At 38.5% G+C, this 24943-nt stretch carries 28 protein-coding genes; 19 read left to right on the forward strand and 9 right to left on the reverse strand.

From position 1 onward, the window contains the following. Nucleotides 1-155: 155 nt before the first annotated feature. Nucleotides 156-704 carry a DUF1415 domain-containing protein gene (locus I6F10_RS16680; protein ID WP_197099140.1) on the reverse strand — a complete coding sequence of 183 codons (549 nt, stop codon included), beginning with the start codon at nt 702-704 and terminating at the stop codon, nt 156-158. After that, complete coding sequence (waaA, locus tag I6F10_RS16685; protein ID WP_197099141.1) at nt 701-1999, reverse strand: lipid IV(A) 3-deoxy-D-manno-octulosonic acid transferase; 1299 nt, start codon at nt 1997-1999, stop codon at nt 701-703. The genes I6F10_RS16680 and waaA overlap by 4 nt, the downstream gene beginning before the upstream one ends. Before the next feature lie 182 nt (nt 2000-2181). Here waaA and I6F10_RS16690 point away from each other — a divergent pair, with 182 nt between their 5' ends. Together I6F10_RS16690 and hldE are read left to right on the forward strand one after the other, a co-directional pair. Next, nucleotides 2182-2772 (forward strand): SIS domain-containing protein, encoded by a 591-nt coding sequence (locus I6F10_RS16690; RefSeq protein WP_002961065.1) that lies wholly within the window; start codon nt 2182-2184, stop codon nt 2770-2772. Then, the gene (gene hldE, locus I6F10_RS16695; RefSeq protein WP_197099142.1) at nt 2772-4211 is read left to right on the forward strand and encodes a bifunctional D-glycero-beta-D-manno-heptose-7-phosphate kinase/D-glycero-beta-D-manno-heptose 1-phosphate adenylyltransferase HldE; all 1440 of its coding nucleotides are present in this window, start codon (nt 2772-2774) and stop codon (nt 4209-4211) included. The genes I6F10_RS16690 and hldE overlap by 1 nt, the downstream gene beginning before the upstream one ends. A 247-nt stretch (nt 4212-4458) precedes the next feature. Here hldE and I6F10_RS16700 read toward each other — a convergent pair whose 3' ends face one another. Next, nucleotides 4459-5964: a capsule assembly Wzi family protein gene (locus tag I6F10_RS16700; RefSeq protein WP_165744237.1), complete on the reverse strand. Its 1506-nt coding sequence runs from the start codon at nt 5962-5964 to the stop codon at nt 4459-4461. A gap of 211 nt (nt 5965-6175) precedes the next feature. Between I6F10_RS16700 and I6F10_RS16705 the strand changes: the two genes are divergently transcribed. After that, nucleotides 6176-7249, forward strand: coding sequence for a glycosyltransferase (locus I6F10_RS16705; RefSeq protein ID WP_197099143.1), 1074 nt, complete (start codon nt 6176-6178; stop codon nt 7247-7249). Next, a complete protein-coding gene (locus I6F10_RS16710) occupies nt 7246-8331 on the forward strand; it encodes a glycosyltransferase (protein ID WP_197099144.1) in 1086 nt (361 codons plus the stop codon). The genes I6F10_RS16705 and I6F10_RS16710 overlap by 4 nt, the downstream gene beginning before the upstream one ends. A 1-nt stretch (nt 8332) precedes the next feature. Here the strand turns inward: I6F10_RS16710 and I6F10_RS16715 are convergent, their stop codons facing one another. Then, a complete protein-coding gene (locus I6F10_RS16715) occupies nt 8333-9061 on the reverse strand; it encodes a 3-deoxy-D-manno-octulosonic acid kinase (protein WP_197099145.1) in 729 nt (242 codons plus the stop codon). 122 nt (nt 9062-9183) lie between these two features. Here I6F10_RS16715 and I6F10_RS16720 point away from each other — a divergent pair, with 122 nt between their 5' ends. The 6 genes from I6F10_RS16720 to glpG all read left to right on the forward strand — a co-directional run bounded on the left by I6F10_RS16720 (nt 9184) and on the right by glpG (nt 14435). After that, entirely contained in the window at nt 9184-10242 is a 1059-nt protein-coding gene (locus tag I6F10_RS16720; protein ID WP_165744233.1) for a glycosyltransferase family 9 protein, read from the forward strand. Next, nucleotides 10242-10805, forward strand: coding sequence for a D-glycero-beta-D-manno-heptose 1,7-bisphosphate 7-phosphatase (gmhB, locus tag I6F10_RS16725; RefSeq protein ID WP_165744232.1), 564 nt, complete (start codon nt 10242-10244; stop codon nt 10803-10805). The genes I6F10_RS16720 and gmhB overlap by 1 nt, the downstream gene beginning before the upstream one ends. A 159-nt stretch (nt 10806-10964) precedes the next feature. Further along, complete coding sequence (locus tag I6F10_RS16730) at nt 10965-12158, forward strand: glycine C-acetyltransferase (protein ID WP_002961055.1); 1194 nt, start codon at nt 10965-10967, stop codon at nt 12156-12158. 50 nt (nt 12159-12208) lie between these two features. Then, nucleotides 12209-13234 (forward strand): L-threonine 3-dehydrogenase, encoded by a 1026-nt coding sequence (gene tdh / locus I6F10_RS16735; protein WP_165744231.1) that lies wholly within the window; start codon nt 12209-12211, stop codon nt 13232-13234. Nucleotides 13235-13302: 68 nt separating this feature from the next. Continuing rightward, on the forward strand, nt 13303-13620 hold the full coding sequence (gene glpE / locus I6F10_RS16740) for a thiosulfate sulfurtransferase GlpE (protein ID WP_010554397.1): 318 nt from the start codon (nt 13303-13305) through the stop codon (nt 13618-13620). Next, nucleotides 13617-14435 (forward strand): rhomboid family intramembrane serine protease GlpG, encoded by an 819-nt coding sequence (gene glpG, locus I6F10_RS16745; protein WP_165744230.1) that lies wholly within the window; start codon nt 13617-13619, stop codon nt 14433-14435. Before glpE ends, glpG begins: the two co-directional genes overlap by 4 nt. A 3-nt stretch (nt 14436-14438) precedes the next feature. Here the strand turns inward: glpG and I6F10_RS16750 are convergent, their stop codons facing one another. Further along, entirely contained in the window at nt 14439-14837 is a 399-nt protein-coding gene (locus tag I6F10_RS16750) for a flagellar basal body-associated protein FliL (protein ID WP_165744229.1), read from the reverse strand. Nucleotides 14838-14991: 154 nt separating this feature from the next. Here I6F10_RS16750 and I6F10_RS16755 point away from each other — a divergent pair, with 154 nt between their 5' ends. Next, the gene (locus I6F10_RS16755) at nt 14992-15531 is read left to right on the forward strand and encodes a chorismate--pyruvate lyase family protein (RefSeq protein ID WP_165744228.1); all 540 of its coding nucleotides are present in this window, start codon (nt 14992-14994) and stop codon (nt 15529-15531) included. After that, nucleotides 15528-16406 (forward strand): 4-hydroxybenzoate octaprenyltransferase, encoded by an 879-nt coding sequence (gene ubiA, locus I6F10_RS16760; RefSeq protein WP_165744227.1) that lies wholly within the window; start codon nt 15528-15530, stop codon nt 16404-16406. Before I6F10_RS16755 ends, ubiA begins: the two co-directional genes overlap by 4 nt. Nucleotides 16407-16444: 38 nt before the next feature. On the opposite strand, the gene I6F10_RS16765 is transcribed toward ubiA, so the two are convergent. The 3 genes from I6F10_RS16765 to I6F10_RS16775 form a co-directional block, all read right to left on the reverse strand. After that, on the reverse strand, nt 16445-17065 hold the full coding sequence (locus I6F10_RS16765) for a 2OG-Fe(II) oxygenase (RefSeq protein WP_165744226.1): 621 nt from the start codon (nt 17063-17065) through the stop codon (nt 16445-16447). 91 nt (nt 17066-17156) lie between these two features. After that, nucleotides 17157-18041, reverse strand: coding sequence for a LysR family transcriptional regulator (locus I6F10_RS16770; RefSeq protein ID WP_002961044.1), 885 nt, complete (start codon nt 18039-18041; stop codon nt 17157-17159). Nucleotides 18042-18418: 377 nt separating this feature from the next. Then, a complete protein-coding gene (locus I6F10_RS16775) occupies nt 18419-18841 on the reverse strand; it encodes a DUF2721 domain-containing protein (RefSeq protein WP_002961042.1) in 423 nt (140 codons plus the stop codon). Between the two features lie 83 nt (nt 18842-18924). Between I6F10_RS16775 and I6F10_RS16780 the strand changes: the two genes are divergently transcribed. The 3 genes from I6F10_RS16780 to tsaD are packed head-to-tail and all read left to right on the forward strand — an operon-like array spanning nt 18925 to nt 20913. Further along, nucleotides 18925-19278, forward strand: a complete 354-nt coding sequence (locus I6F10_RS16780; protein ID WP_165744225.1) for a putative signal transducing protein — start codon at nt 18925-18927, stop codon at nt 19276-19278. Continuing rightward, nucleotides 19271-19861 (forward strand): YjaG family protein, encoded by a 591-nt coding sequence (locus I6F10_RS16785; RefSeq protein WP_002961040.1) that lies wholly within the window; start codon nt 19271-19273, stop codon nt 19859-19861. The genes I6F10_RS16780 and I6F10_RS16785 overlap by 8 nt, the downstream gene beginning before the upstream one ends. Nucleotides 19862-19899: 38 nt before the next feature. Beyond that, complete coding sequence (gene tsaD, locus I6F10_RS16790; RefSeq protein WP_165744224.1) at nt 19900-20913, forward strand: tRNA (adenosine(37)-N6)-threonylcarbamoyltransferase complex transferase subunit TsaD; 1014 nt, start codon at nt 19900-19902, stop codon at nt 20911-20913. An 11-nt stretch (nt 20914-20924) separates the two neighbouring features. Here the strand turns inward: tsaD and plsY are convergent, their stop codons facing one another. Further along, nucleotides 20925-21536: a glycerol-3-phosphate 1-O-acyltransferase PlsY gene (plsY, locus tag I6F10_RS16795; RefSeq protein ID WP_002961038.1), complete on the reverse strand. Its 612-nt coding sequence runs from the start codon at nt 21534-21536 to the stop codon at nt 20925-20927. 230 nt (nt 21537-21766) lie between these two features. Here plsY and folB point away from each other — a divergent pair, with 230 nt between their 5' ends. The 4 genes from folB to mpl all read left to right on the forward strand — a co-directional run bounded on the left by folB (nt 21767) and on the right by mpl (nt 24942). Beyond that, complete coding sequence (gene folB, locus I6F10_RS16800) at nt 21767-22126, forward strand: dihydroneopterin aldolase (RefSeq protein WP_024604056.1); 360 nt, start codon at nt 21767-21769, stop codon at nt 22124-22126. After that, nucleotides 22127-22615, forward strand: a complete 489-nt coding sequence (folK, locus tag I6F10_RS16805) for a 2-amino-4-hydroxy-6-hydroxymethyldihydropteridine diphosphokinase (RefSeq protein ID WP_024604057.1) — start codon at nt 22127-22129, stop codon at nt 22613-22615. Continuing rightward, entirely contained in the window at nt 22612-23403 is a 792-nt protein-coding gene (locus I6F10_RS16810; protein ID WP_165744223.1) for an undecaprenyl-diphosphate phosphatase, read from the forward strand. The genes folK and I6F10_RS16810 overlap by 4 nt, the downstream gene beginning before the upstream one ends. Before the next feature lie 183 nt (nt 23404-23586). Further along, entirely contained in the window at nt 23587-24942 is a 1356-nt protein-coding gene (mpl, locus tag I6F10_RS16815) for a UDP-N-acetylmuramate:L-alanyl-gamma-D-glutamyl-meso-diaminopimelate ligase (RefSeq protein WP_024604059.1), read from the forward strand. Nucleotide 24943: the final 1 nt, after the last annotated feature.

Consider the following 24943-nt stretch of genomic DNA (forward strand, 5'->3'; position numbering starts at 1 on the left):
CAGTAAGACCTTTACCAGCCTGAAGTTCAGCTAATGCTTTGTTGAAATCGAAAGATTGAGTCATGTGTCACTCCTGTTTTCTTAATAATACTGAAATGACACAGATTTCTAAACACTACCTCTTGTTCTGCACAAACCAAAATAAAACCGAGCATTTAAGCGCTCGGTTTTTTACAGCCTTCAAGTAACTGCTGCCAAAAATCAATCCCCTTACGCCTTGCTAGATTTATATTATGCTCAGGTATAGATTCAGGCTCGTTATAACTATCAAGTGCTTCGCTCATACTTGCTTCGCGGATTAAATGCAATGTAGGAAAGGGCGCTCTATTTGTGTAGTTTGCGGCATCGGTTTCATCACTGTCAGCAAATACGTAATCAGGATGAAAATTAGCGATTTGATACTTACCTTCAAAGCCTTGCGCGACTAAAAGTGCATTAGCTAAATCGACTAAGTCTAAAAAGTCTTCAAAGTCACTAAAGCCATTGTCAAACATGATAAGGGTTGTTTCGCGCTTTGGTTCACGGTCAAGCTCAACACATTGCTCAAGCATATCCATTACAGCATCATCCATAGTTGCTGCTGGGCTTACTATGTAATGAATACAGTTATTTTCTACTTCTTTTCGAGCAAATGGGCAAAAGTTATATTTAACAATAACAGATGACACCCATTCACGGGTTTGGCTTATAGCTATGTTGGTCACGGTTTTGGCTCTAAATATTGATTAATAATGTTAAGTGTTTTTTGTATAGCACCTTGGTTTTTAGTTACGCATTGCGCAGCTTTAATACCTAAGGTTAGGCACGCTTTTGTATTTTGGCTAAACGTTATAAGCTGCTTTGCGAGTTCGTCGTTACTATCAACCACTACAGCACCTTTGAGCTTTGTTAGCTCGGGATAAACATGATCAAAATTGTATGTGTGTGGACCTGTTATTACACCTACCGAAAACGCCGCTGATTCCAGTGGATTATGCCCACCTCTGCGAATTAAGCTGCCACCAATAAAGCTCACATTTGCAGCGCCATATAAACACTGTAATTCACCAAGCGTATCAGCAAGAAGTACTTGCTCATTATTATAGTTATTTTGGCTACGACGGCTAAAGCTAAGTGGGCTTTGTGTTAAAAGCTCTGCCACTTTGTCAAATTGCTCTGGATGGCGCGGGGCAATTATAAGTAATGCGTTCGGTTGCTTTTTTAGTAATTCTTGATGGGCTAAAAGTACCAGCTCATGCTCAACAGGATGTGTTGAGCCTGCTACCCATACAAAGCGTTCATCGTTATTGTCTTCATTGCTGTTATAAAGCTGTTTAAGGTTGAGTACTTCAGCTAATTGCTCTTCACTTGGTGTTATATCAAATTTTATAGAGCCTGTTACATGGCTTTTTGAAGTTTCGAGACCAAGCTCTATAAAACGCTCAGCATCTGTTTTGTTATGGCTCGCAAGTACTGTAATTGAGCGCATAATAATATGCGTTAATTTAGCTACCTTTTGATAGCCTTGTTGCGACTTTTTAGAGAGTCTTGCATTGATAACAAGTACTGGTATGTTTTTTTTGTGGCTTATCGCCATTAAATTTGGCCATAGCTCGGTTTCTAAAATACATAATGCTTGTGGCTTAATACGGTTTAAAAATCGAGCTGTCGCAAACGGAAAATCAATTGGTAAGTAGCTACACGCCACAGTGTTTTTAAACTGGTTAAGTATTTGCTCTCTGCCTGTTGGGGTATTACAGGTTATAAGTATATCTAAATTTGGATGCGCTTTTTGAAGCGCTTTAATAAGCGGCGTTGCGGCAAGTACTTCACCAACAGAAGCACAATGAAAAACTAAAGGTTTAGCTTTAGTCGAAAATAAAGACTTACTGACAAACCCAAAGCGCTCTTTAAAGTGTGTACGATAGCCTTGGTTTTTTTTACCTCGTAAAATATAGAGATAAAATACAATCAGTGGGCTAATAAAAATTAATGCGAATGAGTAAAAAATGCGTGCCATACTGATCTTTCTTAAAGGGAAGTGGCGTTAGTTTACCGTGAAATAGCCGTTTTCTAAACAGACTCGTTATAAAATATGGTCTGGGTTCAGTTATAACCCGATAAAATACACACAATTAAATAAAATTATGGAATAATGAATTTAATTTTTCCTGCCATTTCAGTTCCAAGAGGAATTTTTTCATGTCAATTATCGATTCAGTGGCAACTAGCTACGTTGAAACATTAAACCGTCATCAGGCATTATTTGAAACGATGGAGGCTTATCATCAAGAATCTATGCAATTGTTAGAAGCATGCCATAGTGCATTACAAGCTGGTGGCAAGATTGTTTGGTTTGGTAACGGTGGTAGTGCAGCAGATGCACAGCATTTAGCTGCAGAATTTGTAGTGCGTTATAAATTAGAACGTGGTCCGCTTGCTTCAATGGCATTGACCACTGACACCTCAATTTTAACAGCGCACAGCAACGACTATCACTTTGATACGGTGTTTGAACGCCAAGTTCAAGCGTTATGTAAGCCAGAAGATTTAGTTATTGGTTTAACCACATCAGGTACTAGTAACAATATTAATTTAGCATTAGAGGCTGCAAATAAACTAGGCGCTTTTACTGTGGCATTAACTGGGCGTGATGGCGGTAAAGTAAAAGATATAGCTAAGTTACCTATTATTATAAAAAATGACGAAACAGCACGTATTCAAGAAGCTCACATGTTTATAGGTCACTGGTTATGTGAAGCCATGGATATGGTTGTTGCGGAGCAGCAGTAATGGATTTATCGTTATTAAAAAACTTATCAGCGGCACGAATATTAGTTGTTGGCGATGTAATGCTAGACCGCTATTGGTATGGTGATACAGGTCGCATTTCGCCAGAAGCGCCAGTACCGGTTGTTAAAGTAAGTAAATTTGAAGACAAAGCGGGCGGTGCAGCTAACGTTGCAAAAAATATAGCGCGGTTAGATGCAAAAGTTGGCTTATTGGGTTTAATTGGTGAGGACGAAAGCGGGCAGATTTTAGAGACCATCCTAAAAGGTGAAAAAATAAGCTCACAATTAGTGAGTGTATGTGATTTACCTACTATTTCAAAAATGCGTGTTATTAGCCGCCATCAACAATTGGTTCGACTTGATTTAGAAGAAATGTTTACTGAGCAACATAGCCAGCTTTTATTAAACCGCTTAGAGCTTGTACTTGATGAATACGACTTTATTGTGTTCTCTGATTACAGCAAAGGATCTTTGAGTTTAATTAAAGAAATGGTAAGCCTTGCTAAGAGCGCCGGAAAAACGGTTTTAATCGACCCTAAATCGCCTGATTTACATTTATATGAAGGTGCTGATTACATTACACCTAACTTACATGAGTTTAAGTTAGCGGGTGGTCAAACCGATTCAGAAGAGGCTTTAACAGCAAGTGCGCGTGATTTAATAAGCAAAAATGGCATTAAAGCCATGTTACTTACGCGTTCTGAGCAAGGTATGTCGCTTATTAGTGCAGATGAAAAATTTGATTTTGCAGCGCAAGAGCTTGAAGTAAGCGATGTAACCGGGGCCGGTGATACGGTTATAGCTACATTAGCTGTTATGCTTGGCGCGGGCATGGAACCTAAAGATGCTGTCGAAATTGCTAATTTAGCCGCAGGTATCGTTGTGAGTAAGTTTGGGGCTGCAACTGTCTCGCCAGAAGAGCTAAGCCGCAAGCTTGGTCAGTATTTACATACTACGGGTGAGCATTACCAAACACCATTTGATGATGTACTTCAGCATATTGAATTTGCAAAACAAAACGGCGAAACCATTGTATTCACTAATGGCTGTTTTGATATTTTACATGCTGGGCATGTACGTTATTTAGCGCAAGCTAAAGCACGAGGCGATAGACTCGTCGTTGGATTAAATAATGATGAATCAATTACGCGTTTAAAAGGGGCAGAACGTCCTATTAACCCGCTAGATGAGCGTGCGATGGTACTTAGCGCACTTTCATCTGTTGATTGGGTTATTCCGTTTGGTAGCTTAGATGAAAACGACACTCCCGCTAAATTAATTGAGCAGATAAGCCCTGATATTTTAGTCAAAGGTGGAGATTACACTGTAGATCACATAGCGGGTGCTGAGCATGTACTTCGCCATGGCGGAAAAGTTGAAGTGCTTGAATTTTTAGATGGGTGTTCAACATCAAAAGTAATTAGTAAAATTAAAAAGTAATACCAATTTTATTAAAAACATGATCATTCTAGCGTATTAAATAACTCACTAACTACGTTAAAAATTATTTATATAGAACAACTATGTATCATAACTTTAGCCTTGTTATTGAGCTATTTTCTTATCGCTATAATAGAACACTAATTTAATGCAATTGGTATAATTACTAATTCAAGTTTGCTTAAAAAATACAAAAAGGGATGAAAACAGTGTTTTCATCCCTTTTTATTTTTAATAAAGTAACTTACTAAAAATTTAATTCGTACTTGGCAAATGCTGATGTATCGTTTTCAGCGCCGTCATTGTTAGATGCAAAAGCACCTAAAGTGACTCGCCCTCCCATCGAAAGCATTCTATAACGAAGCTCTAATTGCTTACTATTAAACCCTGTTTTAGTAATTGTATTTCCTAAGTCAGGATTATTAGGATAACGATCGCGATTATCGCTGTTGTAATCAACACTGCGTAATTTTACCTGCCAATCGTCTCCATTAGATAACTGACCTAACAGGGTTAAAACAACTGACTGTGCATCGTTATCATAAGTAGAGCCAATAGTGCGACCGTGGTAACGGTAACCCGATTTGTAATCTGAATGCTCATAGTAGCAATTTTCATTGGTAGACTCTGCTGAACATGAAACACCTGTATCTATGTACTCTACATTTATTAATAAGTTTTGATCATATACACGTTGTGTTGTCTGTACGCCATACAAATAGGCTCTATCGGCTGGCTTAAACTGTGAACTGGCATCTTCTCCAATCGTACTGGCATATACAGCATAAGGTTGGTTGAAAAGTGTATCTGACCAACGAATATCTATGCCAGCTAATTGATTACCTATTTTTGACTCTAATTGGCTATCACAACTAACATTGCCATCAATACATGCTGTTTGCCCAGTTATGACATCAATAAAATCACCTGCAGAGCCTGGTTGGCCGTCTCCTGCCCATTGTGCAGACCAGCTAACAGCAATTTCTAATTGTTGTATTGGGCGTATATTTAATCTACTGCTCCAAAGTAAAGCATCAGGAATTACACGTGTAGACTCAAGTTTAGCCATTTGTGCGGTAAAGCCCCATTGACCAATCCAGCTTAACCATGGTGTTTCAAAAGCAGTACTTTTTTCTCTGGTTACACTTAGTGCAGGTAAAGGTTTCGCATTACCAGACATAATTAAGCTGTTATCAACACCAGGTCCCCAAAATTGCTCAACAGCACCGGCTCTAAAAATCCAGTTACCTAAACGGTAAGCTAAGTAACTATCGTCAAGTGAGGTATCGTTACAATCGGTTAAAGCTTGCTCATCGGTAACTATATCGTCAGTCGTTTTTCCATCAACTAAACATTTTTTACCGTCGCTTCTGTAATTTATAGCTACTTTAGCTGCAAAGTTATCGCCTAAATAAGCGTAAGCTGCTGAAAGCTCTGTTTCTTGTGTATTTGTTGCACCAAAGCTTGTTGCTATGATCGGATCTGTGGCTGCAAAAGCAGATAATTGAAGACTATGCGAGCTGCTATTTTCTGATTTATATCGATGCTTAACGCGAAGTAAAGCATCTTGCAAGCTTGGAGATAATTGCTCAAGCGGCATGCTTTGCACATCACTGATAAAACTTTTCCACATAAGCGGATAGGTAGTTACAGGAGCTAAAATAACACCGGCATCAGCTAATTGTTGAATATCAGCTCTAAGACCGTAATCATCGGGTTTTACCCATGGTTCAGCATTAACTGACGCGCTCATAGCGCAAAAAAGAGTAGAAAGTAGAAAAATTCTGTTTCGCAAAGTTCAGATCCTTGTGATTTAGATTGCGGCTAAGTTTATCAACCTAAGCTTGTTATTGCAGTAAATAATCAAATTTATAGAGCTAATTTAATATATTAAAATGTAACCTAGCTATCGTAATAAGTATCTGATTGGTATACTGGAGTTCAAATAGGAAATTGAGAATGTAATGAGCAACAAACGACTTTTATTTATTCCCGTATCATCACCAGAAGGCATTGGTGAATATATGCGCTCGTTGTTGTTGGCTCAAAGTTTAAAGGCAGAACTTACTGATTCTCTCGATATTCACTTCATACTAAACAAGCATACAAGCTACGCAAAAAAGTGTCCTTTTGAAGCCACATTGCTTGAACACTCAGCGACTAAAGAGCTTGATTCTGTTTGCGACTTTATAGAGCAATTTAAACCTGACGTCGTTGTTTTTGATTGTGCAGGACGTGCAGGGCATATGAAAGCGGCTAAAAAAGTAGGCGCTAAAGTTGTATTTATTTCTCAGCATGCAAAAAAACGCGCTAAGGGATTGAAGCTAAACAGGATTAATTTAATTGATACACATTGGGTTGTACAGCCTGATTATTGTATTGAGCCACTTACATGGGCTGAAAGTGCGAAGTTAGACATGTTTCCCTTGGCACCCCCTCGTAATGTAGGCCCTTTTGTTGCATTTGCTTCTTGTGAGCAAAAACGTGATGTTTTAAATCGCTATAATTTAGTATCTGATGGCTATTTTATTGTTAATGCGGGTTCTGGCGGACATATATTAAATAATCTTAATTGTGCTGAGGTTTACTTTAAAGCCGCGCTTAAAATTACTAAAAATACTGGTTTAAAAGCAGTTGTAGTGTTTGGTGCGAATTATAATAAAGCAATTCCGAAAAGTGATGAGGTTACTTGTTTATTAAGCCTGCAAGGAACCGAATTTTTGGCATTAATGAGCCAAGCTAAAGTCGCATTACTTAGTGGTGGAGATACTTTATTGCAAGCAATTGCAGTTCAAACCCCTGTTGTGGCATGTGCTATCTCAAAAGATCAAAATACACGTTTGGATCATTGCGTTAATGCAGGTGTTGTAATAAAAGCGAATCTTGATATTGATGAAATTACAACGAAAATAGCTCAAGTTATTACCGAGCCTTTTTATAGTGAATTTATTGGTAAGTATAAGCAACTCAATAGCACACATAGCTTCGACGTGATCACTACCGGTATAAAAAATATGCTTGTAGGAGATCGCTTATGAATATAGTGATTGTAATTGATTCACTAGTAGGTGGTGGTGCTGAAAAAGTAATGCTTACCTTGGCTGAAAAAATGGCGAAACTACAGCACAATGTCACTATATTATCTCTTGCGAGCAACGCTGAGTATGACATTCCTGATATAGTTAAAGTTGATAGCCTTTTTCCTGATAGAGCATCTAAAGTAGATAGATTCTGGCAGCGAAAAAATAGTATTTTGCGATTAGAAGCGTGGTTTGAAAAAAAACAAAGCGAGATTGGCAATATTGATCTAGTGCTTTCTAACCTTGATAGAAGTAATAATTTACTTGCACGTAGTAATATCAAAAATGTTCACTTTGTTATTCATAACTCCGTCAATGCAGAACTTGCTCGTCAAAAAAAGTTAGGTCCATTTTCATACTTATACCTTAAAAAAAGTAAGCAAAACTTAAATGGTAAATCACTTATTTGCGTATCAAAGGGTGTTGAAAAAGAAATAACACAAGGGGTTTTAATTAATCCAAGTGCAATCGCGACTATTTATAACCCGTTCGATTTTGAAAAAATAAGACAGCAAGCAAATGAGCAAAATAACAATATCCCAAATGAGCCTTACTTAATTCATGTAGGAAGACTCGCCAAACAAAAACGCCACGATATATTATTTGCAGCATTTGCAAAGCTTGATAAAAAATACAAGTTAGTACTTTTATGTAATAAACCGGCTAAAGCGCTAAAGCTTGCACAGCAATATGGCATAGAAAAACAGTTAGTAGTGCCTGGATTTCAACAAAACCCGTACAACTGGATTAAGCATGCCAAAGCTTTAGTTTTGAGTTCTGATTTTGAAGGACTGCCAACGGTATTAATTGAGGCTTTAGCGGTGGGTACTCCGGTAGTTAGCACTAATTGTACATTTGGACCAAGCGAGATATTAACAGGCGAGCTAAATAAATATTTAGTACCTGCTGGACAAAGTGAGGCATTAGCCAATGCCGTTAAGCAGGTGCTAGTAGATAAGCCAAATGTAGAAAACGCAGATATTCTAAAACAAGTACAGGCAGAGCAGGTTGCTCTGCAGTATTTAGCATTGGCTAACTAAGTTAACTTATATTAGCGAGTGTTTTGAGGTAGTTGCTGTGCAGAGTTTGCCAGTCATTCACTTGCCAATTAAATACATCATTTCGACCTTGCTCTTTTAAAAATGAGCGCTCAAGGCGTGCCATATTACTTTGTTGCCACTGTGGGTTCGGCGCTCTTATTTCACCTCTATCAAAGTCGATAATATACACATCACCAGTATCATCAAACAATATGTTATTAATGTTTAAATCGGCGTGATACACACCTTTTGAATGAAATAGCGCGATTGTTTTAGCAATGCGCTCCAACTCATCTTCAGTCAATGAACGTTCAATTAATATATCGAGTACACTTTTAGCGCCTTTAACAGCCTCGGTAATAATATCACCACGGTAAATTAATCCGCTGTGGGTTACTTTAGCTGCAACAGGGGTTGGTACGTTTAAACCAAGCTCTATAAGCTTACTCATTAAGCTAAACTCTTTAAATACGCGGGTTTGTTCAAGTCCTGGGTATAAATATTGATCGCTTAGCAATTTACCCACTAAGCCACCGCGCCAATAATGCCTAAGTACGGCTGTTAATTCGTCTTGCTTAAAAAACCACGCAGTTGCTCGACCTTTTTTAGCGCCCACAATTTTATTTTGTTGTTGCCAATAATTTGCATCAAACCAATCGAGGGTAATTTGGCTTGTGTATTTAGGGTGGCTTAATAGCGTGTGATTGCCTTGCACGTGTTGTTTAAACATAGCTCTGTGTAATTGCTAAATAATGAGTCTATATTAGCGCGTTTTAAAGCGCAGGATAAGTGCTTGCAATAGCGTGATTATAATTTAAGATCGGCTTTTGTATTTAATACCTAAGGGAATGTGTGACTCAAGCTCCTAATTATTCATTTATTTGTATATTAAGACTCTCAGCCATTGGTGACGTATGTCATGCTGTGAGTGCAGTACAAGCTATTCAAAAGGCACACCCGAATGCAAAAATCACCTGGGTAATTGGCAAAATAGAAGCCATGTTACTTGCTGACTTACCGGGTGTTGAGCTGGTGGTATTTGATAAAAAGCAAGGCAAAGCAGCGCTTAAAAGCTTAAAGCAACGCTTCAACAACCAAAAATTTGATGTGCTTCTTAATATGCAAGTTGCATTAAGGGCTGGGTTTGTAGCGCGTTGTATTCCTGCAAAAGTAAAAGTAGGGTTCGATTGGGCACGTTCAAAAGAATTGCACAGCTTATTTATTAATAAACGAATAGACCCACAAGCCCAGGCGCATGTGCTTGAAGGCTTTAAAGGTTTTGCAAAAGCCATTGGTGTTTCTGATTATAAACCGAGTTGGGACATGCCATACACCGAGCAAGACCAAGCGGTTGCAGATGAGTTATTAACATCAGAATACCTAACTAATAAACTATTAGTAATATCGCCCGCAGCTAGTAAAGCGCAGCGTAATTGGCTCGCTGATCGTTATGCCACATTGGCTGATTATGCAAGCGAGCAAGGCTTTAAGGTGGTATTGACGGGTGGCCCAACAGAGCTTGAAATTAACCTAGCAAATAGCGTTATTGAGCACAGCAACACGCCTATTTTAAATTTAGTAGGTAAAACAAAACTCAAAGAGTTGTTGTGCGTGTTAAAGCGTGGCAGCTTAGTGCTTGCGCCCGATACGGGTCCTGCGCATATGGCAGTAACAGTTGGTACGCCGGTTATTGGTTTATATGCACATTCAAATCCAGCACGCACAGGTCCTTATTTATATCAAGACTACGTGGTAGAGGTTTATCATCAAAATTTGCTTAAGCAAACAGGTAAAACGGCTGAGCAAGTCTCGTGGGGTACACGCGTAAAAGGCGATGATTTAATGAGCCAAATTACAGTTGATGATGTAAAAGCGATGTTTGACCATGTTGTACAAAAAGAGTCTTTGTAATGAATGCACAACAAAAAAATAAAGCGCTTTTTTTAGACCGAGATGGCGTGGTAAACGTTGATCATGGTTATGTGTATCAAAGCGATAAATTTGAATTTATTGACGGTGTTTTTAGCACTTGTAAAGCATTTTATGATGCAGGCTATAAAATCATAATCGTCACTAATCAATCTGGAATTGGTCGAGGTTATTACAGCGAAGCTGATTTTTTAGCACTGACCGAGTGGATGAAAGACCAGTTTAGTGCCCACAGCATTGAAGTTACCGATGTGTATTTTTGCCCACATCACCCTAAAAAAGCGCACCCTGAATATTTGAAAGAGTGCAGTTGCAGAAAGCCTGCGCCAGGTATGTTATTACAAGGCATACAAGAGCATAACATCGACCCTGCTTGCAGTATTATGGTGGGCGATAAACTCAGTGATATGCAGGCTGCGAAAAAAGCAGGGATCACTACACGCGTTTTAGTGCGCTCAGGTCAAAGCTTTGACGAAAGCGCTAAGCAAGAAGCTGATTTAATTATCAATTCTATAAGTAGTTTACCTGCACTTTTAAACACATAAATAAACAGCCTGTAAACTGGCAGGAATTCCTTCCAACTTAGGGCGTTTGCGACGAACTGCAAACCGTGCATTTTACCCATTAAACTTTTACAATACCCCGCATAATAAACAGCCGCGAAAGTGCGGTTGTTTACCCGTTCAAATATATGGAGAACCTAGATGAGAGCATCTGCTTTTTTTAGCCAGCTACAACAGCAAATTGAAGACGTAAAAACCGAAGGTTTGTATAAAAACGAACGTATTATCAAGTCCCAGCAGCAAGCTCAAATCGAAGTTGCATCAGGTAAAGTAATCAACTTTTGTGCTAATAACTATTTAGGTTTAGCTAATAGCCCAGAGTTAATTGAAGCGGCGCAAAACGGTTTAAATAATCATGGTTTTGGTGTTGCGTCTGTTCGTTTTATTTGTGGCACGCAAGATATCCATAAAACACTAGAGCAAAAAATCAGTGCGTTTTTAGAAACAGAAGATACTATTTTATATTCTTCATGTTTTGACGCAAATACAGGTTTGTTCGAAACTATTTTAGGCGCAGAAGACGCTATTATTTCTGATTCATTAAATCATGCATCAATTATTGACGGTGTACGTTTATGTAAAGCTAAACGTTTTCGTTATGCAAATAACGACATGGCTGATCTTGAGAAGCAACTTATTGCAGCAGACGAAGCCGGTGCTAAAACTAAACTAATTGCTACCGATGGCGTGTTTTCTATGGACGGCGTTATTTGTAATTTAGAAGCTGTGTGCGACTTAGCCGATAAATATGATGCGCTTGTAATGGTAGATGACTCTCACGCAGTTGGCTTTGTTGGCGAAAACGGTAAGGGTACACCTGAGTACTGTAATGTATTAGACCGTGTAGATATTATCACCGGTACATTAGGTAAGGCGCTGGGCGGTGCTTCAGGTGGTTATACATCAGGTAAAAAAGAAATTGTTGAATGGTTACGTCAGCGTTCACGCCCATACTTGTTCTCAAACTCATTAGCGCCTTCAATTGTTACTGCATCAATTAAAGTACTTGAAATGCTTGAAAATGGCGGCGAGCTTCGCGCTAAACTTTGGTCAAATGCTAAATATTTCCGTGAGCAAATGGAAGCTGCTGGTTTTACGTGTGCAGGTAAAGATCATGCAATTATCCCCGTAATGCTAGGAGATGCCAAAGTAGCCTCGTTAATGGCTGATAAATTACTTGCTGAAGGCATTTACGTAACCGGTTTTTCATTCCCTGTAGTACCAAAAGGGCAAGCGCGTATTCGTACACAAATTTCAGCGGCACATAGTATTGAGCAACTCGATACAGCTATCGATGCATTTACCCGTATTGGTAAAGAAATGGGCGTTATTTAATTTTATTTTAAACCGAAGCCTCGCTTCGGTTTTTTAATTGAGTGTGGATTATGAAAGCATTATCAAAATTAAAAGCAGAACCGGGCATTTGGATGACAGATGCACCAAAGCCAGAAGTAGGTCATAACGACTTACTGATTAAAATTCGCAAAACAGCTATTTGTGGTACCGACGTACATATTTACAAGTGGGACGAATGGGCAAGTAAAACCATTCCAACGCCTATGGTTGTTGGCCATGAATATGTTGGTGAAGTCGTTGATATGGGCCAAGAAGTTCGTGGCTTTCAGGTTGGCGACCGCGTATCTGGCGAAGGGCATATTACGTGTGGGCATTGTCGAAATTGTCGTGGAGGGCGTGTACATTTATGCCGTAATACAACGGGTGTAGGTGTAAACCGTGAAGGTGCGTTTGCCGAATATTTAGTTATTCCTGCATTTAACGCATTTAAAATTCCAGATAATATTTCTGACGAACTCGCTTCTATTTTCGACCCATTTGGTAACGCAGTTCATACCGCACTATCGTTTGACTTAGTTGGCGAAGATGTACTTATCACTGGTGCAGGCCCAATTGGTATTATGGCAGCAGCTGTTGCAAAACATGTTGGTGCTCGCCACGTTGTAATTACCGACGTAAACGAATACCGCCTAGATTTAGCACGTAAAATGGGGGCTTCACGCGCTGTAAACGTTGCCAATGAAAAGCTTGAAGATGTAATGAAAGAGCTAGGTATGACAGAGGGTTTTGATATTGGCCTTGAAATGTCAGGTGTGCCAAGCGCGTTTAATTCAATGCTTAATAATATGAACCACGGCGGTAAAATTGCCATGCTGGGTATTCCACCATCTGATATGGCAGTTGACTGGAACCAAGTTATTTTTAAAGGTTTAGTGATTAAAGGTATTTACGGTCGCGAAATGTTCGAAACGTGGTACAAAATGGCAAGTTTGATTCAATCTGGCCTAGATTTAAACCCAATCATTACACATCAATATTCTGTGGATGACTTCCAAGCTGGCTTTGATATGATGATTTCAGGTCAGTCAGGTAAAGTAATTTTAAACTGGGATTAGTTCCTCACTAAATTACAAGAAGGGCGGCTTTAGCCGCCTTTTTTATACTATTAATTAAAGAGATTTCAATGGCATTTAAACATATTTCTATAGCGCAAACGTTAGAGCTTTTAGATAAAGAAGACGTGGTAATTGCAGATATTCGCGATCCTAATTCGTATCAAGCCGGTCGCATTCCAGGCTCAGAAGCACTTTCTAACGGTAATATCGCACAATTTATGATGGAAAAAGAATTCGATCAGCCAATTATTATTGTCTGCTACCACGGTATGAGCTCACAAGGCGCAGCTAGCTACTTAGTTGAGCAAGGTTTTGAAGACGTTTACAGTATGGATGGCGGCTTTACAGCTTGGGAAGCTGCTTACAGCGAGAAAGTAGAGCGATGATAGAGCTTGGCAGTTTAAATAACCCGCGCGCCGCACAGGGCTTTATAGATTATTTAAAAAGCCAAGGTTTACAAGGACAATTAAGCTCCTCAGATGGTAGCAATGTCATTATTAGTGTTGCGCCTGAGCATTTTCATCAAATACAACCTTTATGGGCCGAATTTACACAAAACCCTAACCATGAACGCTATCAACAAGCTTCATGGGATGTAGGTAGCACACAATCGCCGCTTAAATACCAAGGGCAATCACTTAATCTAATGACGCGATTTAAAGCGCTTAGCTGGTTAAATCAAACCGTAAGTATTGTAAGCGTTATAATTTATTTTGCTTTTTTCCTAGGTGGTTTTGAGACCATTTACACCATGATGCAGTTTAAACCTACGCAGCCTTTAAGTTGGTTAACGCCCGCCCTCGTACATTTTAGCGCGATGCATATAGTGTTTAATTTAATTTGGTGGATGTCGCTTGGTGACAATATCGAAAAACAATGCGGAAAACTCACCCTAATAGGTTTGTTTTTAGTAACTGCACTTATAAGTAATTGGGCACAATACTTAATGGTTGGCCCCAATTTTGGCGGCTTGAGTGGTGTGGTGTATGGGCTACTTGGTTTTTGCTGGATTCATAGCTTTTTAAATCCTAACAAGCCTGCGCTTGTAAGTACGGCTATTGTTGGCTTTATGTTGATTTGGTTAGTGCTTGGGTTTGCTGATGTATTGTTTGTAGGTATGGCTAATTGGGCGCACTTAGGTGGGTTACTTAGCGGTATGGCTTTTGCCTATACCGCCAAAATATTTAACGCAAAACGTTAAATACTAATGATATAAATATTTAGTGAACAAGACTTCACGGATGATCTCTTGTCCTGTTTCTTCTTTTAGCAGGCTTTTTAGTTTTTCGGCGCACTTTGCACGTATTTCTTCACGGCCAGTAAGTGATTTTATTTTTTCTTCTGGTTCTTTAGATAAAATCTCTACTAGGGCATCACGAAGTAATGGCGTGTGGTGTTCAACCAGTGCAATATCAGAAGTATCAGTAAGCATTAAATCAATAGTTACACGCACATAGCCCATTTTTTTACTTGATGCGCCAATGTAGTTGGTGATTATATCTGGCTCAAAACCAAAATAACCAACTGTGGATTCAGCACGAGCTGTAAAGCTTATAACGCTTACAAAGAATGTAAAAAGACCTGCGTATACTATTTTTTTCATATTTAAAGCGTTTCTTAAAACTTGTTACAAATAGTTTATACTTAATAGTAGGTAATAAACAGCGCCAAGCAATTATTTATGGTTATAAAACATCACTTTTTCAAAAGCTTTGGCAATGGTATCATCTCGTTGTTTTTTATTTTGTTGAGCTATTATGATTACTTATCCTCTGTCTATATCTGCTAATTGGCAGTCCACTTCTTATATAAGTGACTTATCTCCTCTAGAGCAAGAGTGGCTTTTTGAACAGAATTCATTAACGGCTAAATTAAAAAGCAACTCAAAAACTTTTAATGTAAAGGTATTAAGTGAGCAGTTATTTACTTTAAGCCCAGAGCAAAACTTACTACTAAATAGCACAGCTAAAACAGCTATGAATCGAGAAGTTCTCTTACTGTGCGATAACAAACCAGTGGTGTACGCACAAAGCTGGCTTCCGAAAAATGATTCTATTAATCCTTTGCACAATATGGGCGAGCGTCCTTTAGGTGATGTGATTTTTCAAGACCCAGCATTAAAACGAACGGATATAGAAATTGCTTATTTTGATGACACGCACCCTATTCAGCAATTAGTTACAAAATTGAACTTACCCGAGAAAAACTTACTAGGGCGTCGAAGTGTATTCTCACTCAAAGAATATAAGTTTTTAGTGTGTGAAGTGTTTTTACCTGGAGCATATTTATACTCATGAAATTAGCCGCTTTAAAGCCAAAACATATTCCTTATTATATACAGTTAATGCGTATAGATAAGCCCATTGGTACCTTGTTATTACTTTGGCCAACATACTGGGCTTTATGGCTTGCTAATAGTGGGATGCCGAGCTTACTCAACCTTATTATATTCACGCTGGGCGTTGTTGTTATGCGTAGCGCAGGGTGTGTAATTAATGATTTTGCAGATAGAAAAATAGACGGCTCGGTAAAACGCACAGCTCAACGGCCGCTAGCTTCAGGGCAGGTGAGTAGTGGTGAAACACTTAGTCTATTTTTACTACTCATAGTTATTGCGTTCATTTTAGTATTAATGCTTAGCGTTAATACTATTTTGCTTTCTTTTGGTGCTTTGGCTTTAGCCTTTTGTTACCCCTTTATGAAGCGCTATACACAGTTACCTCAAGTTATTTTAGGGGCTGCATTTGGTTGGGCTATTCCTATGGCGTATATGGCTTCAATTAATGCACTACCACAGCAGGCATGGTTATTATTTATAGCCAATATTTGCTGGACAGTGGCTTACGATACCATGTATGCGATGGTTGATAGGGACGACGATTTAAAAATAGGGGTAAAATCAACCGCTATTTTATTTGGTAAATACGACCGCCATATTATCTTTTTACTTAATGCTGTATTTATAGCGTTGGTTGCTTTTATTGGTATAAGCAATCATTTAAGTGTCGCATTTGGCGTTGGTTTAAGTATTGCTGCGGGCCTATTGGCATACCAACAAACGCTTATTCATAAACGTGAAAGAGATGCCTGTTTTAAAGCGTTTTTAAATAATCATTACGTGGGTTTGGCTATCTTTATAGGGCTATTACTTTCATACCCAATAGCATTTTAAAAGCCTCAATAAAGGCTGTTAAAATGCTCTATTAGGAGTTATCGGGGCGGATCAATAATGCCGCTAATAGAGGTGTTTTTCCTAAACCAGCCTGCAACAGAATAGCGATCGTCAACGGCGGGAAGTACTTCGTGGGCAAAGCGTTCGCTTTCAAACATTACTAATGTGCCAGCAGTTGGTTTAATTGTTATTTCTATCTCTTTACTTTTAGGTTTATAAATAACAAGTTCGCCACCTTGCTTAGGCGTATTTAAATAAAGTACCGTTGTAAATACTCGATTAGAGCGACCTTTAAATGCATCTAAGTGCTTTTTGTAAAAATCACCCTGTGTATATTTTGCATAATGGCATTCGTAATCAAATAACCCCATAAAAAAACTGCGATTTAACGTAGTCTTTATACTTTGCATTATTGCTTGATAGGTAAGCTGTGCTTGAGAGCTGCCGTCAAACCAATAGGTTTTATCAGTACGTACGGTTTTATCTATTTGTAAGTCATTTAATCGACCAATACCAGCAAGGCTAAAGTGAGGGTTTATACGGTGGCAGTCTGCAACTAAATCGTTAACTAAATCGGCAATAAGCGCGTTATGAATTACGGTATATCCTTGGCGTTCTATATCATCTAGATAGACATCAGGACCAAAAAGTGTGTTCATTCACATCAGCTGTTTAAAAAAGGTGCGACAGTGTAGCCGAAAAGCTGTTAAAAGCTACTGTTTATTGTGCCGCACTTTTTGAAACATCAGATTAGCTAAATGCAGCACCCGCTTTTTTTATAAGCGATAGTAAATGCTCTACATGTTCAGTAATCGACGTCTGTTGGCTTGTTTGTACAACGAGTTGTTCGTGGTTTAAACCTTTATTTGTTTTAAGTTGTACTAATTCAGAATTCTCTGCGATTGCATTAGCATGTTCAATGCTTGCAATAGCAAAATGGTCTGATTTAACTACACCTGCCATTACTTGCTCAATACTGCCCACTTTAATACTTGATGATTTATTTAAAGAATCAATCGCTTCATTAAGCATAGTTTGTACTTGTTTAGACTCAGAGAAACAGCCAAACATCGGGTAGCTATCAAGGTTTTGTTTACTTATATCGTTTTTATGGGCAAGAGGGTGGTTTTTTGAAACAAATAACACAAGCTGATCTGGTAAGTGAATGTCACTACCAATACTATTAATAGCTTGAGAGTATACGCTAATGTCTATTTCACCTTGTTGGAGTTTGCGCGTTAGCTCTTGCTGATCTTGTAGCTGCATCTCAATTTTTATATGAGGGTATTGAGCTAAAAACTGTCCACAAGAAATAGGGACTATGCTGCTTGCCTTATTGGTATACCCAATAACGAGCTTTTCATTGGCATTACCGTTTACTGATTGAAAAATCCGCTTTTTCGTTAGCTCAAGTTCCGATAGGGTCGTTTTAGCATATTCTAGAAAAAGCTCGCCTTCTGGCGTTAATTTAACAGAGCGTGTTGAGCGTTTTACTAACTCATATCCCATTTCATCTTCAAGTGTTTGAATGCTGCGCGTTAGCGCTGAAGTACTAATTTGGGTTTGTTCAGCAGCTTGTCTAAAATGACGTAATATACCAAGTGCTACAAATTGCTCTAATTGTTCAAATCTCACTTTATAGTCCCTTTTTATAAGTAAGTCGCAGATACCACGGACATCAAATATATTAATTTTTATTCTAAAGTTTAGTAAAATTCTATATTGAAATACGGTTGCAAGTTCATACGTGTTTCCAGCAGGATACCCCCCTTTTAGTATTAATTAAAGAGAAAAGCGACCAAATAGTATTGCTTTTTAAATTCATAACTAGTTGTTTATTGTATTTTATCTATGTTTTTGCAATGGGCTAGCTAAGTAAACTTATTTGTAGTCAGTAAGTTAGTTAGTATATTTGGATTAAATTGTTCTAATTAATAAAAAAGTACGCCCCAAAAAGGGGCATTCATACAACATGATTGTGACAAATAATAGAGTGTTTTATTTATAATAAACTATTTTACAAAATTTCTATTTATTCGGCTACTTAGTGGTTTATTTTCAATGCTTTGTAGTTCTATCTCGATTGCATCACAGGAAATATGTATTTCAAATAAAGACGTTAATAACGATAAACTTAAGCAAGCTAAGCTAATGCCAAATAAAATAATTCCTGTGGCATTAAACTCAATAAATAATGCAAACATTGATAGTGTACACAGTAGAAAAGAGGCTACCCCGTACACTTGCATCGTTCTAATTAGCTTAATACGTTTACGTAAGTTAGTGATTTGAGCCACTACAACAGGCCGAATAGATTCACCTTCACGCGCATTTAGCTCCCTAATTAATTGCGCTAAAACTAAAAATCGGTTTGTATAGGCAAGTAATAGCAGCGATATGGCCGGAAAAAGTAAGCCCGGAGTTGTTAGTGTCATGTTGATTCCTTAAAAGTGCAGCATGTTAGTATGCTAATAATTTAGCGTAGGATATTGTTAACACAAAATAAATGAGGTGAGTATTGCAAAATATTAATAATAACAACACAACAGATAGCTCTTTTCAGTGGATCACAATTTATAAAGCCGAAAACACCCTTGAAGCTAATATTATTAAAGGTTTAATACAAACTGGTGGTATTGAATGTAAAATAAAAGGCGAGATGCTCCAAGGCGCATTAGGAGAAATTCCATTTGATCAGGCGCAAGTTAGTGTGCAGGTTTATGCGATAAAAGAGCGCCATGCGCGCCAAATATTGGTAAACTATCAACAAGTAAAACAATCCGCTCCAGATTGGGTGTGCCCTAACTGTAATGAGCATAATGGATCAACATTTGATTTTTGTTGGTCGTGTGAGACGTTAAAGAATGACTAAAGCAAATAATTTTCAGCGTATTAGAGAGCTTAACTATTTACAAAAGGCTGTTTTAGCAAGTGCTTTAATAGAGCGAATGCTGCCAAATTACGGTTTATTTAGCGAAGCAACAGGTTTTGGTGATGAAACCTTATTACGTAATTCGCTTAATGTTTGTTGGGAAAAAATATTACTGCCTAAAAGTAAAATAGATCTCGAAAAACAAGTTGAAAAAATAGAGCCAAATGTTCCTGAACTTGCTGATTTTGATATGTTTGGTACTTATCCTGCTATTGATGCTGCAACGTCTTTACTTAGCTTAATGCACGGTTTAGTGGCGCAAGATGAGCAAGAGTTCATTAGTGTGAGCAAAATATCTCAAGCAACAGTGGCTCGCTTTATTGAATATCAAATGACGGTTGAAGGTGAGATTGCTGATAACACAGCAGTGAGAGAGCACCCATTAATGCAGTACGAAATTGAAGTATTAGGTGAGCTAATTGATTTTGTAGAAAATATGGGGCGTATTACCTCTGATAGCGTAAAGGCACTCAAAAAGTTTGCCCTTGAAGATGGCCAAACAAATATTGGTCTTACGTTATAAAAGAAGCAAAGTAGAATTTAAAAGGCAGGAGAAGTACAGTGCGAATTTTAGGCATTGAATCGTCATGTGATGAAACGGGTATTGCAATATATGACGACGAAAAAGGCTTGTTAGCTCATCAATTATACAGCCAAGTAAAAGTACACGCTGATTACGGCGGTGTAGTGCCGGAACTTGCATCGCGCGATCATGTTCGTAAAACATTACCACTTATAGATGCAGCATTTGCACAAGCAGGTTGTGGCCCTGAAGATTTAGACGGTATTGCTTATACTGCAGGCCCAGGTCTAGTTGGTGCATTATTGGTAGGTACGTCTATTGGTCGCTCATTAGCATACGGCTGGGATATACCTGCGGTAGCAGTACATCACATGGAAGGGCATTTACTTGCTCCGATGCTTGAGGAAAATACCCCTGAGTTTCCGTTTATTGCATTGCTTGTATCGGGCGGTCATACCATGATGGTTAAAGTAGCGGGTATTGGACAATACGAAGTACTAGGTGAGTCAGTTGATGATGCCGCAGGCGAGGCCTTTGATAAAACGGCTAAGTTACTTGGTCTTGATTACCCCGGTGGCCCGCGCTTAGCTAAAATGGCTGAACAAGGCGTAGCAAAGCGCTTTGTATTTCCTCGCCCTATGACCGACAAGCCAGGTCTTGATTTTAGTTTTAGTGGTTTAAAAACAGCGGCATCAATCACGATTCGTGAAAATGACGACGACGATCAAACCAAAGCTGATATAGCGCATGCATTTCAAACTGCGGTTATTGATACCCTCGTTATTAAGTGTAAGCGTGCGCTTAAACAAACAGGTATTAAGCGTTTGGTTATCGCCGGTGGCGTAAGTGCGAATACACAGCTTCGACTGCAGCTCGAACGCGTAATGAAAGGTATGAAAGGCGAAGTGTTTTATCCGCGTACTGAATTTTGTACCGACAATGGTGCAATGATTGCTTATGCCGGAATGCAACGTTTAAAAGCAGGGCAATTTGCCACGCTTGATATGAAAACAAAACCTCGTTGGCCTATAGATAGCCTTGAGCCGATTTAATGACTCATATTTTAGATATTTTTGTTTTCATCAGTGGGTGCTTTTTTAGCACCCACTTTTGGTTCTTCCCCACTAAATAATCGAATAATATTAGTACGGTGACGAAATATAATTAACAGCGTGATAAAAGTAACGGGAAGAGTATAAAGTGGCTTTATTAGCCATGTATACAAGGGCGCTAAAGATACAGCTACAAGCGCCGCCAGTGATGAATAGCGTGTTATTGCCACTATAACTAACCAAGTACACACAAGTAAACCTGCCAATGATAAGCCAATAGGTAATAATGAGCCAAATGCCGTTGCTACGGCTTTACCGCCTTTGAAGCTAAAAAACAGTGGGTACATATGGCCTAAACAAGCAGCTACTGCGACTAAACCAAGCTCTAAAGGTTCAACTTCTAAAAAATAAGCCCCCCATACCGGAATAGTGCCTTTTAAAATATCAAACACTAGAACCAAGCAAGCCGGAAATGCTCCGCCTAATCTATAAACATTTGTAGCTCCTGGGTTATTAGAACCACTATTACGAGGGTCTGGGAGTTTGAACAACCGCGACACTAAAATAGCCGACGAAATCGACCCAAGTAAATAAGCTAAAACAAACATTATAGTGGCTAACACGCGCTTCCTTATTTTTTAATTGCTATACCAATTGATAGTGCTTTTAGGCTATTATTGGCAGCAAAATTTATCGTAAAAATTATTAACAGGCTATTTAATAGCTAGTTTAGTTATTTTGCTATTGTAGAAGTTATTTTTACATATTTAAACACTGGCTAAACCATATACAGTATTAATTTTATTGATGCTTAGTATAGTTGCTTAGTAGTTTGTTGTTATTTGGAGTATCAATGGATAAGGTTTTTATATCTCAATTGCATGTCGACACTATTATTGGAGTGTACGACTTTGAAAAAGAAAGTAAACAGAGCCTTTATTTTGATATTGAAATGCTAAGCGATATTAAGCCTGCAGCTGAAAATGACGATATTAATTTAGCACTCGATTACTCAAAAGTAAGTGAGCGAGTTATTGAGCACTGCACTTTAAAACCTGTAGAGTTGCTAGAAACTTTAGTTGAACAATTAGCGCATATTATTTTAAGCGAGTTTAATACTCCACAAGTTACTATAAGAGTAAGTAAACCAGCAGCAGTAGCACAAGCGCAAACTGTAGGTGTTGAAATTACACGCGTTAAGGCAACTGACTAAATGGCTCAAATTTATATCAGCCTAGGGTCAAATATAAATAAAGCGCATTATATACAATGTGCATTAATTGCACTTAAGCAGCACTTTGAACATATTGTACACTCGTCTGTTTTTGAAAGTGAAGCAGTTGGGTTTGCTGGCAATAATTTTTATAATTCAGTCGTTGGCGCTACAACTGATATGTCGCTTGTTGATGTATGCGCTTTATTAAAACAAATAGAGCGTGATAATGGACGCACAGCGAACGATAAAAAATTTAGTCCACGAACGCTCGATTTAGATTTACTATTTTATGATGATGTAATTTGCGCTTCTCCAGCACAATTACCACGAGATGAAATAACTAAAAACGCATTTGTATTACAACCTCTTAGCGAGGTTGCCCCAGATTTCTATCATCCTGTAGCTAAACAAACGATTGCGCAGTTATGGAATGAATATAATAACCCTCAACAAAAGCTATGGAAGGTGGAGTTTTCTAACCCATGAGTATCATCGAAATAATTATTTTAGCCCTCATACAGGGATTTACTGAGTTTTTACCAATATCTAGTTCTGCGCACTTAATTCTCCCATCGCAAATTTTAGGCTGGGAAGATCAAGGGCTTGCGTTTGACGTGGCAGTACATGTTGGTACTTTAATTGCCGTTGTTATTTATTTTCGCAAAGAGGTCGTCGACATACTCAGTGCGTGGTTTAAATCCTTTGGATCACAGGGTACTACTGATGATAGTAAGCTAGGTTGGTGGATAATTTTAGGCACTGTGCCTGCCGCTATTTTAGGCTTACTTTTAAAAGACTTTATAGAGTTGTACCTACGAAGCGCTTGGGTAATTGCTACTACCACAATTGTGTTTGGTTTATTGCTTTGGTACGCGGATGCAAAAGGTAAGCAAATTAAAACTATTTATCAGCTTAATTGGAAAACAGCACTTATTATTGGTTTTGCACAAGCTGTTGCAATGATCCCGGGAACTTCTCGCTCAGGTATCACGATGACTGCTGGTTTAATGCTTGGAATGAATAAGCAAAGCGCAGCGCGTTTTTCGTTCTTACTGGCAATTCCAATTATTTCTATGATGGGGCTTTATTATACTGCAGAGCTTGCTTTGAGTGACCATGTGGTTGATTGGAATACATTATTACTAGGTGTGGTGCTATCGTTCTTATCGGCTTATGCATGTATATTTATGTTTTTAAAAGTAATAGAGCGAATGGGCATGTTGCCATTTGTGATATATCGTTTATTGCTCGGTGTAGGTTTAATAGTATTTTAATGATGTAGCAAATAATGACTAATGAAAAAGCCTTCTAATTAAGAAGGCTTTTTTATTATCAAGTGGTCATTTTGGCACGAGTGAAATGCTTACTCGCAATGGTAACTAAGCACGAATTTTGGCATTATAGCGCCATTAAACTTTGCATAGCTGTAAAGTGAGCATACGATTTAAGGAAAGTATATGCATATACATATTTTGGGTATTTGTGGCACGTTTATGGGTGGTATTGCAGCCATTGCTAAATCGCTGGGTCATAAAGTAACGGGTTCCGATCAAAACGTTTACCCACCAATGAGTACGCAACTTGAAGAGCTTGGCATTGAACTAACTCAAGGCTATGACGTATCTCAATTAGAGCCAAAGCCAGATATGGTCGTTATTGGTAATGCAATGAGCCGTGGTAACCCATGTGTTGAATATGTGCTTGATAAAGGTCTGCCTTATACATCTGGCCCTGAGTGGCTTAAGCATAACTTACTGCAAGATTCTTGGGTGCTTGCGGTTGCTGGTACGCATGGTAAAACAACCACAGCAAGTATGCTTGCGTGGGTATTAGAGTACGCAGGTTTAAAACCAGGGTTTTTAATTGGCGGCATAGTGCAAAATTTTGGTGTATCGGCAAAAGTGGGTGAAACGCCATTTTTTGTTATTGAAGCCGATGAATACGACACAGCTTTTTTTGATAAGCGCAGTAAGTTTGTACACTACCTCCCGCGTACACTTATCTTAAATAATCTTGAATTCGATCACGCTGATATTTTTGAAGATTTAAACGCAATAAAAAAACAATTTCATCACTTAATGCGTACATTACCTCAAAGCGGCAAGGTAATTTGGCCAAAGCAAGACGTAGCGCTTAATGACGTAATAGCACAAGGGCTTTGGAGCGAAAGCGAAACGCTAGGCGATGATTGGAGCTATGAATTAATAAAAGCCGATGGAAGTGAGTTTAATGTATTACTTAATGGCGAAAAGCAGGGCACTGTCTGTTGGCAAGCAATAGGCGAGCATAACGTTCAAAATGCGATTATGACTATCGCAGCAGCGCGCCATGTGGGTATAGCCATTGATCATAGTATTGATGCTTTAGGAGAGTTTATTAGCCCTAAAAGGCGTATGGAGCTAAAGGCGGATATAAATAATATTAAAGTGTATGACGACTTTGCGCATCACCCAACAGCAATTAAAACTACGCTTGCAGGATTGCGCGCAAAAGTAGGCGATGAAAAAATTATCGCTATTTTAGAGCCGCGCTCAAACACCATGAAAATGGGCGTACACCAACATACATTATTAGATTCATTACGTGATGCTGACAACGTACTCCTTTTTGAACCAGAGAATCTAAATTGGTCGCTAAAAGAGCAAGCAGATAAAGCAGGCATGCAGTGCTTTAACAGCACACAAACAATTATTGATACAGTGCTTGAAAATATTGAGCCTAATCAACATATTTTAATTATGAGCAATGGCGGTTTTAATGGCCTTCATCAACACCTTGTTGATGGCTTAGCTGATAAATACAGCGGAGAATAGT

Origin of the sequence: Pseudoalteromonas sp. SWYJZ98 (assembly GCF_015864495.1) — a bacterium.
GTDB classification, from domain to species: domain Bacteria; phylum Pseudomonadota; class Gammaproteobacteria; order Enterobacterales; family Alteromonadaceae; genus Pseudoalteromonas; species Pseudoalteromonas distincta.